A 12,449-nucleotide genomic window follows, 5' to 3' on the forward strand; every position below is an offset into this window, starting at 1 on the left:
GAATGAAAAACTTATTAAGTATTGGAATAGACATAGGTACTTCAACAACACAAATGATTTTATCTGAATTAAGGATAGAAAATACATCGTCTGCTTATTCCATTCCACGAATTTCAATAACCGATAAGGAAGTCATATTTAAAAGTGAGATTATGTTTACACCGATTGATAAGGATAACCTCATTGATGCTCAACAGATTCAAACTTTTGTTACCGAACAATATCAGAAAGCGGGTATCGCTCCTAAAGATATTCAAACAGGAGCTATCATTATTACTGGAGAAACTGTAAGAAAAGAAAATTCACGAGCCGTGGCAGACGCCTTAAGTGGCTATGCTGGAGATTTTGTCGTTGCAACAGCTGGACCGGATTTGGAAAGTATTATAGCTGGTAAAGGTGCGGGTGCTCATTCGTATTCTGAAAAGAATCACTGTTCAACTTTAAACCTAGACATAGGGGGCGGAACGACAAATGTAGTGATTTTTGAAGATGGAGTGACAGTGGATACAGCCTGTTTTGACATTGGAGGACGTTTAATCAAAGTTGATGAGAATCAAATAATTCAGTATATTTCTCCAAAATTTCTTGAAATTATTTCAAATGAAAAAATCAATTTAAAGATTGGCAAGAGAATTGATCTCATTGAATTAGATAAGTTGCTTGATATTATTATCGATGTTTTACAGAATATTGTAGGTATTGGTTCAAAAAATATCTATTATGATTTATTGATTACAAATAAGTCATTAAACACAACTTTAAAAGCTGACTTTATATCTTTTTCTGGAGGTGTTGCAGATTATATCAATCGAGAGACAAATCAGAGTGAGTTATTTCGATATGGGGATATTGGAATTATTTTAGGACGACGTATTTATCAATCAGAGATTTACAAACACTATAAGGTTTTAGAAAGCATCGAGACTATACGTGCAACGGTTGTTGGAGCAGGGTCACATACGACAAGTGTAAGTGGTAGTACAATTCATTTTAGAGGAGATATACTACCTTTAAAAAATATTCCAGTTGTAAAGATGACACCAGAAGAGGAACAGAGCGAAGATCTTGCAAATATTATTGAAAAAAAAATTCAATGGTTCGATTTCAAAGCAGAAGAGCAAACTGTTGCGATATCTTTCAAAGGGTTGCATAATCCGACATTTTCATATATCCAATCACTCGCAAACAGAATATGGAAAGGCGTTAATAAGCTGATTGAAATTGGTTATCCTATTGTTATTATTATCGAAGAAGACATGGCGAAAGCATTAGGTCAAACACTTTTTTCGCTGCTATCAGATAACGATGATTTTATTGTTTTGGATAATATCTATGTCAACGATGGTGATTATATTGATATTGGTAATCCTATATCAGAAGGACAAGTATTACCAGTTGTGATAAAAACATTAGTATTTAATTAAATATGGAGGTTGAAAAATGATATTAAAGACAAGATTGTTTGGTCGTGTTTATGAGTTTAAGTCAGTACTTGAAGCATTGGCCAAAGCAAATGAAGAAAAATCAGGAGACGAACTTGCAGGGTTAGCTGCCGAGTCTGCTGAAGAGAGAGTTGCAGCAAAAACGGTTGTTGCAAATTTAAAACTTTCTGATATTTTCAATAATCCAGCAGTTCCATATGAAAAAGATGAAGTGACACGCATTATTATTGATAATGTGAATCTTAGAACATATGAGCGGATTAAAAACTGGACTGTCTCAGAATTAAGAGAATGGATCTTAAGTAACGATACAACCAATTATGATATTCATCGAATTTCAAATGGACTTACTTCGGAAATGGTGGCAGCGGTATGTAAAATAATGACCAATATGGATTTAATTGTAGCTGCTCAAAAAATCACCATTGAGAAAACAGCTAATACAACCATAGGTAGACCAGGGACTTTCTCAGCAAGATTACAACCTAACCATCCAACGGATAACATCGAAGGGATTATGGCTTCGGTGATGGAAGGATTATCCATGGGGATTGGTGATGCAGTAATAGGGTTGAACCCAGTTAATGATGGAACGGATAGTGTTAAACGCATTTTACATGAGTTTAATGATTTTATAGAAGAATGGGAGATCCCGACTCAACACGTGGTCCTTGCGCATGTGGCGACACAAATGCAAGCAATGGAACAAGGCGCACCGACAGGACTTGTTTTTCAGTCAATTTCCGGTTCAGAAAAAGGCAATACCGCCTTTGGTATTGACGCAAAGATGCTTGCAGAAGCCAAAGATATGGCCTTAAAAACTGGAACAGCTGTTGGACCAAACGTTATGTATTTTGAGACTGGACAAGGGTCTGAGTTGTCATCGGATGCCCATCACGATGTTGATCAAGTGACGATGGAGGCAAGATGTTATGGATTTGCTAAAGAATTTGATCCTTTCTTAGTTAACACAGTAGTAGGGTTCATCGGACCAGAGTATTTATATGACTCTAAGCAAGTTATTCGTGCCGGTTTAGAAGACCATTTTATGGGTAAACTAACTGGTATTTCGATGGGTGTAGATGTATGTTATACCAACCATATGAAAGCAGATCAAAATGATGCTGAGAATTTAGCGGTATTGTTAGGTGTTGCTGGTGTTAACTTTATAATGGGTATACCTAATGGGGATGACGTGATGTTAAATTATCAAACAACCGGCTATCATGAAACAGCTACCATCCGTAGCTTACTTAACAAGCGTCCTATTAAAGAGTTTGAATTATGGTTGGAGAAAATGGGCTTTATGGATAACGGTGCATTAACGAGTTTAGCTGGTGATGCGTCAGTATTCTTAAAAAATAAAAGATAGGAGTGAGATAGTGGAACAAAAAGAATTGAAAGAACTTATTCGTTCTATATTAACGGATTTTGTTGAAGACAACGAAATCTTAGTAGCTAAGGAACCTAATCATCATTCCGCTGAAGTGAAAGATGAAGCCCCAGTTGATGTTAATCTTATTGAAACACCTTCGAAAACCCCAGATAACACTGAAATTGAAGACAAAGTTTTAGATGATATCACTGAGGTAAATATTCGAGAACAATTCTTAGTTGAGAATGCTCAGGACAAAGATGGCTATTTAAGAATGAAGAAAAACACACCTGCTAGATTGGGTCTTGGTCGTGCAGGAACTCGTTATAAAACTGAACCTGTTCTTCGTTTTAGAGCAGACCATGCAGCTGCACAAGATGCTGTCTTCTCATATGTTGATGATGAGTTGATAAAAGAGATGAATTTCGTTCCTGTTGAAACAATGTGTGGAGATAAAGATACATATATTACACGACCAGACTTAGGTAGAAAATTTTCAGACGAAGAAATGAAAAAAATTACCGATACGATACCAAAAAATGCAGATATCGCAATTGTTGTTGGAGATGGTTTAAGTTCTGCAGCAATTGGAGCGAACATACGTGATATTATTCCATCAATTAAGCAGGGATTAAAAACACATAACTTAGATTTTGGAGATATCGTTTTTGTTAAACATTGTCGTGTACCAGCAATGGATCCAATTGGTGAGTATACTGGAGCAAAAGTAGTTTGTCTACTTATAGGAGAGCGTCCGGGATTAGTAACAGCAGAATCAATGAGTGCATATGTCGCTTATAAACCAACAATTGGAATGCCAGAAGCTAGAAGAACAGTTATTTCAAATATCCATGGCCAAGGTACTCCTGCCGTAGAAGCTGGAGCGTATATTGCAGATTTAATTAAAGAGATGCTAGACGTTAAGGCTTCGGGAGTTGATCTAAAGAAAGTCTCTAAGGGGGGCTAATAATGATAAAAGAACGATTAGGCGCAAATGTTCTTAGTGTAAAGATGATACCAAATGTCGACAAAGCTTTAGCAGAAAAGTTAAATTTGAAAGACAATCAAAAAAGTATTGGGATTATCACATCTGATTCAGATGATGTGACGTATGTAGCATTAGATGAGGCTACGAAAAAAGCAGCCGTTGATGTCGTGTACGGTAAAAGCTTATACGCTGGAGCAGATAATGCAAATACAAAATTAGCAGGTGAAGTTATTGGTATTATAGCGGGACCTTCTCCAGCTGAAGTTAGAAGTGGATTAGATGCAGCGAAGCAAGTCATTGAAACTGAAGCGAGTTTCTATAGCGCCAATGAAGACAATTCAGTGATTTACTTTGCGCATAATGTGTCTCGTTGTGGAACTTATTTATCTGAAGTAGCCGGCGTTAGAGAAGGGGAAGCAATTGCCTATCTCATAGCTCCGCCACTAGAAGCAATGTATGCTTTAGATGCTGCATTGAAGGCGGCCGATGTTGAATTAGCTGTTCTATATGAGCCACCAACCGAAACAAACTTTGGGGGCGCCTTATTAACAGGGTCTCAGTCAGCTTGTACAGCAGCATGTGAAGCCTTTGCTCAAGCAGTTATATCTGTTGCAAATAATCCTTTAGTTTATTAAGGAGGTGCGTAGATGGTGTCTAAAGCACTAGGTTTAATTGAAGTGAAAGGCTTGCTCTCTGCCATGGTTGCAATGGATGCTGCCTTAAAAGCATCTGATGTGAAATTGATTGGCAACCAAACCATTCGGGGTGTATTAACAACAGTCGAGTTATTCGGTGATGTCGCAGCCATCCAATCAGCCGTAGAAGCAGGAGTGAATGCATTGACGAACACGAATAGCCTCATTTCAAGTCATGTTATCGCTAGACTGGATGAGCAAGTAGAGCAGATGATTATGAAAAGTTTTGAAAACAAAGAAACGCTAAATAACTTTATAAAAGAGGAACAAGCACCTGAACATGTAATGGAAGAAGCAAAGGAAGAAATTGAGTCTGAAGAAATGCAGAAAGCTCCAGAAGCAACATTGAAAGAAAATACACTTGAAACGGAAACGACTCAAGAAATGAGTGAAGTTAATGATCAAGTGACATATTCTACTCCATTAACGAGAGAAGAATTGTGGAGTTTAAAAGTAACTCAACTAAGAACTTTAGCTTATAAAAATAATGTGGCAGGCATAGAAAAAGCAGAAATAAAATTTGCAACGAAAGAAAAATTAATAGATATACTAAGTGCTGAAGGGGGAATTGATGAATGAGCTTGGAATACAAAGATTTAGCATCTATACAAGAAACGCGACAACTTATATCTAAGGCAAAAACAGCTCAATTAGAATTAGCAAAAAAATCGCAAGAAGAAATAGATACGATTGTAAAAGTGCTATCAAAAGCAGCCTATTCAAATCGAGAAAAATTAGCTAAGATGGCTTGCGAAGAAACTGGCTTTGGTAAGTGGGAAGATAAAATAATTAAAAACGCTTTTGCTTCTAAAACAGTAACAGAAGCAATGGACGGAATGCAGACCATTGGAATTATCAATGAAGATAAAGAGAAAAAAGTTACAGAAGTGGCAGTACCGAAAGGTGTTATTGCAGGTTTGGTACCATCTACCAATCCAACATCAACGGTCATCTATAAAGCCTTAATCTCTTTAAAAACTGCAAATTCGATTGTATTCTCACCGCATCCAAGTGCTAAAAAGTCTATTCAAGAAACTGTTCGAATTATGGTAGAAGCAGGGAAAGAAGTTGGTTTGCCAGATGGAGCGATTAGTGTCATAGATAATATTACTATGGATGGCACAAACGAATTGATGACAAACAATGATACCAACTTAATTTTGGCTACCGGTGGATCAGCAATGGTTAAAGCCGCATATTCATCTGGAACACCAGCGATTGGCGTCGGACCTGGTAATGGACCTGCCTTCATAGAAAAGAGTGCTAATGTCTCTTTAGCAGTTAAACAAATCATAGAATCAAAAACATTTGATTACGGAACTGTTTGTGCCTCAGAACAATCAGTTATTGTTGAAAAGAATAATAAAGATAAAGTAGTTAATGAGCTGAAGAAACAAGGGGCTTACTTTTTACCGAAAGAAGATGCTAGCAAACTAGAGAAGTATATCTTACGACCAGATGGACGTATGAATCCAGCTATTGTAGGTAAATCTCCTCAGCACATTGCTGATTTAGCGGGGATAAAAGTGCCAACAACAGCTAAAGTGTTAATCGCTGAGGAATCACGGGTTGGTTTACATGCACCTTATTCACGTGAGAAACTTGGTACGATCTTAGCCTTCTATACAGTGGATAGTTGGCAAGATGCATTAAAATTATCTATTGAGATATTAAATCAAGAGGGTGCTGGACATACAATGGGATTACATTCTTATGATGAGGCTATTATCAAAGAATTTTCATTACATGCTCCTGTATCTCGCTTGTTAATAAATACATCTGCAACATTAGGAGGGATAGGCGCTACAACGAATATTTTCCCAGCATTAACTTTAGGCTGTGGGTCTGTTGGAGGAAGTTCAACATCTGATAATATTGGTCCAGCAAATCTAATGGACATTAGACGTGTTGCATGGGGCGTAAGAGAATTGGATGACATTAAGCGGGAAGAAAACATTGTAACAAATAATAAATTGGATAAAGAATTTAATTTCGATGAAAACCAATTATTAGATTTATTGGTTGAAAAAGTATTAGAAAAATTAAAATAAAATTAGGAGGAATTTATTATGGCAAGTAATGCATTAGGTATGATCGAAACAAAAGGTTTGGTAGCAGCAATTGAGGCAGCAGATGCAATGGTTAAAGCAGCAAACGTAACATTAATTGGTAAAGAACATGTTGGTGGAGGATTAGTAACTGTTATGGTTCGTGGTGACGTTGGTGCAGTTAAAGCAGCAACTGATGCCGGAGCTGCAGCAGCTGAGTCTGTTGGTGAATTAGTTTCAGTTCACGTTATTCCACGTCCGCATTCTGAAGTTGATGCTATTTTACCAGCTTATAAAATTAGTGAATAATCAATTTAATAATATTCACTCAGTCCTGATTTAGGACAATCATTCTAAAGGCTGAGACAATCTTGTTTCAGCTTTTTTTTATAGGAAGTGTAATGAAATGGGGCTTCTTACAGAATCAAAAATAAGAGAATTGTTAAAAAAAACAAATCTAAAACAATCACGCGAGTTAGTGATTGAAAAAAATACCATCATAACACCATCCGCAAAATCCTATCTCAAAGAGAAGCGGATTAAATTAATTGCAGACGAGTACTCTATACAAACACCAGTAAAAGTTAATCAAGATAATAAGGAGCGTTTACAGATGGAAGAATCATTTAATCCATCATTACTTATCATCTCGAGTAAACTTGATAAGCTTATAGTAAAAGCAACGATTATGCAGAAAGAATGTCTAGATGAAGTTGATTTATTTAATCAGTTAAGTAGACTCATTGACATGCTAAAACAGTTAAAGCAGTTGGTGCTTAATAATGGCGAGGTTATTATTAATACTAATCAACGTGACAGTTTTTACGCCAATTACTCAAATCTACTCGATCAAATCGATAGAAACGCTTATCCAACTTATATGGACAGTGATTTATCTTTAAGATTTTTTGAATTGTATATCAATGTTCGAACAGGCATTTATGAGATAATTGCTAGAGAAGAACGTTACTTGAATCATAACTGGAAAATATGGTTTCAATGGCTAGTAGATACTTGCTTGGTAGTGTACCAGATTGAGAAGAGTAGAGGAGGAATATAGCTAATGAGAATGGAAGAAATAATAGATACAGTCGCTCAAAGAGTTGAGCAAGAAATAAATAACAGTTTTGAAATCGAAGCAAGCGGTAGACACATACATCTTTCCCGAGAGGCAGTGGATGCTTTGTTTGGTGAAGGATATGAACTGACACCAAAAAAATATCTATCTCAACCAGGACAATATGCAGCTACTGAAAGAATTAGTATCATTGGACCTAGTGGTGTGTTTCATAATGTTAGTATATTAGGACCAGTAAGGAAAGAAAGTCAAGTTGAAGTTTCACTTACTGATGCTCGTGCTTTAGGTGCAAAAGCCAAATTACGGTTGAGTGGGGACACTAAAGGGACTGCTGGAATTATTTTAATGAACGGCTCAAAAATCTATGTAATGGATCATGGATTAATTGTCGCGAAACGTCATATTCATGTTAATGAAAAAGATGCTAAGAAGTTAAATGTTACTGATCAAGAAGTAGTCAAAGTACAGGTGAATAGTGAAAGACCTCTAATTTTCGACGATGTTGTTGTACGGATAAGTCCTAAATTCAGGACCTTTATGCATATTGATTATGATGAAGCTAATGCATGTGGGTTCACAAAGGGAACACGCGGAAGAATTTTAAGATAGGAATGATAGAATGAATCATTTAGAAGATTTAGTGGATGAAGTGACCAAGAGAGTGATGGTAGCCATTCAAAAATACCCAAATGACATTCCCAAAATATTAGAAGATGAACAATCTAAACTTTCTTATGCCACTTTAGGAGAAGACCAACCGGCCATTAACAACTATTTTTGTCAACTTGGTTATTATAAAAAAGATGTAAATGTTGCGGATGTCCTAGTTATTACCCAGATTAACCCGTATTCAATACCTAGACTTGCTAATGTTATGCCGATTAATAAAGACGAAGAATTAATATTAGATTATATTTCGAATAATAAAACGGTATATTTATTGTCAAATATCATTCAAGAATTTGGTAATAAGGCGAGTAATTATTTTAAAAGACGTTATACTCAACATGTTAATGACCTAAAGAGTTTAGGGATTCAAATTGTCGATGATTCTTTTTTTTCTATAGGCAATACAAGACAGGAACAAGTTAGTAAAACTCAAAAGAAGAAAAAATTAATTACCTTAAAAGATATCCAAAGTATGTCTTTAAATAGAAATGAAATTTTCGAGATTGATAAAGGTGTTATTATAACGGATTTAGCAAAAGATTATTTGAATGATCTAAATATCCAGGTAAAGAAAAGAGGGATAGAATGATCATTGGTAAAGTTGTTGGAAATCTTTGGGCAACACGTAAAGATGAAAAATTAAATGGATTGAAATTTCTCGTTGTAAAAAAACAATTAAATAAACATGCTTATAGCGATGAATTGATTATAGCTGTCGATAATGTAGGTGCTGGTATTGAGGATGAAGTATTAATTACTACAGGAAGTTCAGCAAGGATTTCACTCAATCGTCAAGAAGTGCCTGTAGATATGGTTATTGTTGGTATCATTGATAAGATGGATTATATAGAGTGAAAGGAAGTGACTTATGAGTATTAATGAAATCATCGTATGGATTATGGTTATCATAATGGCTATTGGAGGTATTGATAAGATTTTTGGTAATCGACTTGGTCTAGGAGAGCAATTCGAAGAAGGAATCATGGCGATGGGATCACTAACCTTATCCATGGCTGGGATAATTGTGTTAGCACCTAAACTCTCTGATTGGTTGAGCCCTATAATTGTCCCTTTGTTTGAATTTTTTGGAGCAGATCCAGCTATGTTTGCTGGAACTATACTTGCTAATGATATGGGAGGTTACTTCCTTGCAAGTCAAATGACAAACGATCCGATTATTATGGGATTCTCAGGGTTAATTTTAGGGGCGTTAATGGGTCCAACTTTAGTATTTACAATTCCAGTTGCGTTAGGGATTATTGAAGAAGAAGACCGACCTGTGTTAGCTCAAGGGATATTATATGGAATTATAACGATTCCTCTTGGTGCAATTGTAGGTGGGCTTCTAATCGGTTTAAGTTTTGGCGATGTCATTCAAAATTTAGTACCAATTATTATATTTGCTCTACTAATTGCGCTTGGTTTATGGCTAATCCCAAATGCAATGATTAAAGGATTTATCATTTTTGGGAAAATTATTGTAGCCATTGCAACCATAGGGTTAGTCATTGGTGCATTTGACTTACTAGTTGGTGTTAAAGTGTTTGATAATCAAGACTCTTTAAGCGTGGCTTTTGAAACTGTTGGTGGAATAGCAGTTACATTAGCTGGAGCTTATGGTTTAGTTTATATTATTACAAAAGTATTTGGTAAACAATTACTTAAAATTGGTAATGCTTTAGGAATGAATGAAGTAGCAGCAGCAGGGTTAATTGCCACTTTAGCAAATAATATTGCAATGTTCAAAACATTAAAAGATATGGATTATAAAGGTAAAATTATTAATGTTGCTTTTGCCGTATCTGCATCCTTCACTATTGGAGATCATTTAGGGTTTACGGCTGGGGTTGCACCAGAATTTATCACACCGATGATTATTGCCAAGTTAGTGGGTGGTGTGACTGCCGTTATTGTTGCCATATTCTTTATTAATAAGATAAATAAACCTGAACAATTAGAGTCGGTATAGGTATTGTATGATGGGTAAAGCAAATCATTCAATACAGTTAAAAGAAAATTTTGTATTGAAAAATAGGTTAATGATGGCACCCATGACAACAAGTAGTGCAGAGAGCAATGGAGCAATCTCAAAAGAAGATTTAGATTTCTTTGAATATTATTCAAAAGGGTTTAGTGCAGTCATAGTCGGTTCACAATCTGTATCTATCCTAGGAACTGGCTTTGACAAAGGTTGGAACATATATGATCAGGAAGTAGATGAATCACTTCAGGAATTAGCTGAAGTGATTCATAAATGTGATGCTAAAGCAATCTTACAATTGTATCATGCGGGGAGACTTGCTGAACCTTCCTTCATTCGTAATCATCAACCGGTTGCACCTAGTGAGGTTCCAATAGCTAGAAGTTTTGCATCGTTCCCAAGACAATTATCGAATTTGGAAATTGAGCAGATTATTGATGACTTTTGTAACGCGACTTTAAAAGCAATAAAGTTAGGTTTTGATGGTGTTGAAATACATGGAGCAAATACTTATCTAGTACAACAATTTTTCTCACCTCATTCAAATAGAAGAACTGATAAATGGGGAGGAACATTTGAGAAACGTACACGATTTATTAGAGAGTTGATAACTCATATGAATAGAGTTATTGAAAAGTATACTAATAAAAATTTTATTTTGGGTTTCCGATTTTCTCCAGAAGAGTATGAAACTCCAGGGATTAGAATGAATGACACATTAAAATTATTGAAGATTTTAGATGAGATGCCTCTGGACTACTTTCATCTTTCTTTATCAGATTATAATAAAGAATCATTAGATGGTGTCCCAATTATTAAGTCCATTAATTCACTTAAGCTGTCAACAACTCTGATAGGATGTGGAGGAGTTAGAAACAAATCGAATGTTGATCAATTATTAGATTCTGTTCCTTTAGTATCTGTAGCTAATGCATCTATTATTGACTCAGAATGGCCATTAAAAATACTCAATAATAATGATAAAATCAAAGAAAAGAACTTAATAAGTGAACTAGATAGTTTACGATTACCTTCAGGAATAAAAAAAATGATGTTAGATTACCCCAATTTATATCTAGTAAATGATTAGTAGGTGATTAAAATGAAAACTAAACAAATTGTACTATTAAGTTGCTTAATCGCTTTAAGTATAATAGGTGGCTATGTTAAAATATTCGGTTCAATTGCATTGGATTTAGCACCTGCAATTTTAGGAACCATTTTATTGAACCCCTTATTAGGAGCAATTCTTGCTTTTATGGGTCATATAATTTCAGCGATAATCGCTGGATTTCCTTTATCATTTATAGTTCATCTTATTATTGGTGTTATGATGGCATTAACGATGTTTATTTTTGGAAATATTCGTCAACTCGGGAAGAAGAAAAAATCAATTATTATTCTTAGTGATATCATAGCTTTTATTTTCAATGTATTTATTGCACAGATTCCATTAATCCCGATATTAGGGTTGCCTACTTTAGCTGCTTTGACGCCACCGTTAATCTTAGGGTCTATTGTGAATATTGTAGTGGCTGAATTGGTTTATGTTGCACTACCAGAAAATACAGTTATGAGGATCGAAATCTGATGAATATATTTTTTGTTCGTCATGGTGAGACAGAATTAAATAGACTGAAGAAATACTATGGGATTACAGATGTTCCACTAAATTTGACCGGAATTAACCAAATGAAGAGTTTAGCCATTAAACTTAAGAAGTATAAATTCGATCGAATCATTGTTTCTGGGTTACAGCGAACAGCACTAAGTGCGAATGTAATCATAAACCAAAATAATATACAGAATATTAAAATAGAAACGATTGACAATTATAATGAAAGAAATTTTGGAACTTGGGAAAAACTTGATGCTGATGAAATTGAATTACTTTATCCTGAAGTGTGGAAAAGTTTCGTAAATAATCCATTAAATACCAATCCTTTAGATGCTGAATCATATGAAGATTTCCAAGATAGGGTAAACAAGGAGTTCATCCATTTAATAAATTCTGTTAATGAATCAGATAACATCTTATTTATAGGACATGGCGGGGTAATTCGTGAGATAATTTCAAGTTTCTTTGAAAAAGATATTGAATATTGGGATATAAAAATTGAAAGCGGTATGATATATACATATTCCATATAACAACCTTTAGGCATTAGTTCTT

At 35.1% G+C, this 12,449-nt stretch carries 15 protein-coding genes; all 15 read left to right on the forward strand.

The genetic code is table 11. From position 1 onward, the window contains the following. Positions 1–2: 2 nt before the first annotated feature. The 15 genes from eutA (at position 3) to NRE15_RS10545 (ending at position 12,427) form a co-directional block, all read left to right on the forward strand. Positions 3–1,424 carry an ethanolamine ammonia-lyase reactivating factor EutA gene (eutA, locus tag NRE15_RS10475; RefSeq protein WP_313792826.1) on the forward strand — a complete coding sequence of 474 codons (1,422 nt, stop codon included), beginning with the start codon at positions 3–5 and terminating at the stop codon, positions 1,422–1,424. Positions 1,425–1,440: 16 nt separating this feature from the next. Beyond that, the gene (locus NRE15_RS10480) at positions 1,441–2,814 is read left to right on the forward strand and encodes an ethanolamine ammonia-lyase subunit EutB (protein WP_313792827.1); all 1,374 of its coding nucleotides are present in this window, start codon (positions 1,441–1,443) and stop codon (positions 2,812–2,814) included. 10 nt (positions 2,815–2,824) lie between these two features. Beyond that, complete coding sequence (gene eutC / locus NRE15_RS10485; RefSeq protein WP_313792828.1) at positions 2,825–3,784, forward strand: ethanolamine ammonia-lyase subunit EutC; 960 nt, start codon at positions 2,825–2,827, stop codon at positions 3,782–3,784. A gap of 2 nt (positions 3,785–3,786) precedes the next feature. Further along, positions 3,787–4,440 carry an ethanolamine utilization microcompartment protein EutL gene (gene eutL, locus NRE15_RS10490; protein WP_313792829.1) on the forward strand — a complete coding sequence of 218 codons (654 nt, stop codon included), beginning with the start codon at positions 3,787–3,789 and terminating at the stop codon, positions 4,438–4,440. A gap of 12 nt (positions 4,441–4,452) precedes the next feature. Beyond that, positions 4,453–5,079 carry a BMC domain-containing protein gene (locus tag NRE15_RS10495; RefSeq protein WP_313792830.1) on the forward strand — a complete coding sequence of 209 codons (627 nt, stop codon included), beginning with the start codon at positions 4,453–4,455 and terminating at the stop codon, positions 5,077–5,079. Further along, the gene (locus NRE15_RS10500; protein WP_313792831.1) at positions 5,076–6,551 is read left to right on the forward strand and encodes an acetaldehyde dehydrogenase (acetylating); all 1,476 of its coding nucleotides are present in this window, start codon (positions 5,076–5,078) and stop codon (positions 6,549–6,551) included. The genes NRE15_RS10495 and NRE15_RS10500 overlap by 4 nt, the downstream gene beginning before the upstream one ends. An 18-nt stretch (positions 6,552–6,569) precedes the next feature. Further along, positions 6,570–6,857, forward strand: coding sequence for a BMC domain-containing protein (locus NRE15_RS10505; RefSeq protein ID WP_313792832.1), 288 nt, complete (start codon positions 6,570–6,572; stop codon positions 6,855–6,857). Positions 6,858–6,954: 97 nt separating this feature from the next. Beyond that, positions 6,955–7,608, forward strand: coding sequence for a hypothetical protein (locus tag NRE15_RS10510; RefSeq protein ID WP_313792833.1), 654 nt, complete (start codon positions 6,955–6,957; stop codon positions 7,606–7,608). A gap of 3 nt (positions 7,609–7,611) precedes the next feature. After that, entirely contained in the window at positions 7,612–8,235 is a 624-nt protein-coding gene (eutD, locus tag NRE15_RS10515) for an ethanolamine utilization phosphate acetyltransferase EutD (protein ID WP_313792834.1), read from the forward strand. Between the two features lie 10 nt (positions 8,236–8,245). Then, positions 8,246–8,884, forward strand: coding sequence for a hypothetical protein (locus tag NRE15_RS10520; RefSeq protein ID WP_313792835.1), 639 nt, complete (start codon positions 8,246–8,248; stop codon positions 8,882–8,884). Then, on the forward strand, positions 8,881–9,150 hold the full coding sequence (locus NRE15_RS10525) for a EutN/CcmL family microcompartment protein (protein WP_313792836.1): 270 nt from the start codon (positions 8,881–8,883) through the stop codon (positions 9,148–9,150). The genes NRE15_RS10520 and NRE15_RS10525 overlap by 4 nt, the downstream gene beginning before the upstream one ends. 13 nt (positions 9,151–9,163) lie before the next feature. Then, positions 9,164–10,264 (forward strand): ethanolamine utilization protein EutH, encoded by a 1,101-nt coding sequence (gene eutH / locus NRE15_RS10530; protein WP_313792837.1) that lies wholly within the window; start codon positions 9,164–9,166, stop codon positions 10,262–10,264. A 10-nt stretch (positions 10,265–10,274) separates the two neighbouring features. Beyond that, positions 10,275–11,366 carry an oxidoreductase gene (locus tag NRE15_RS10535; RefSeq protein WP_313792838.1) on the forward strand — a complete coding sequence of 364 codons (1,092 nt, stop codon included), beginning with the start codon at positions 10,275–10,277 and terminating at the stop codon, positions 11,364–11,366. Between the two features lie 12 nt (positions 11,367–11,378). Continuing rightward, entirely contained in the window at positions 11,379–11,867 is a 489-nt protein-coding gene (locus tag NRE15_RS10540) for an ECF transporter S component (RefSeq protein WP_313792839.1), read from the forward strand. Further along, complete coding sequence (locus tag NRE15_RS10545) at positions 11,867–12,427, forward strand: histidine phosphatase family protein (RefSeq protein WP_313792840.1); 561 nt, start codon at positions 11,867–11,869, stop codon at positions 12,425–12,427. The genes NRE15_RS10540 and NRE15_RS10545 overlap by 1 nt, the downstream gene beginning before the upstream one ends. Positions 12,428–12,449 lie beyond the last annotated feature (22 nt).

This window comes from Fundicoccus culcitae (genome assembly GCF_024661895.1).
Lineage (GTDB): Bacteria > Bacillota > Bacilli > Lactobacillales > Aerococcaceae > Fundicoccus_A > Fundicoccus_A culcitae.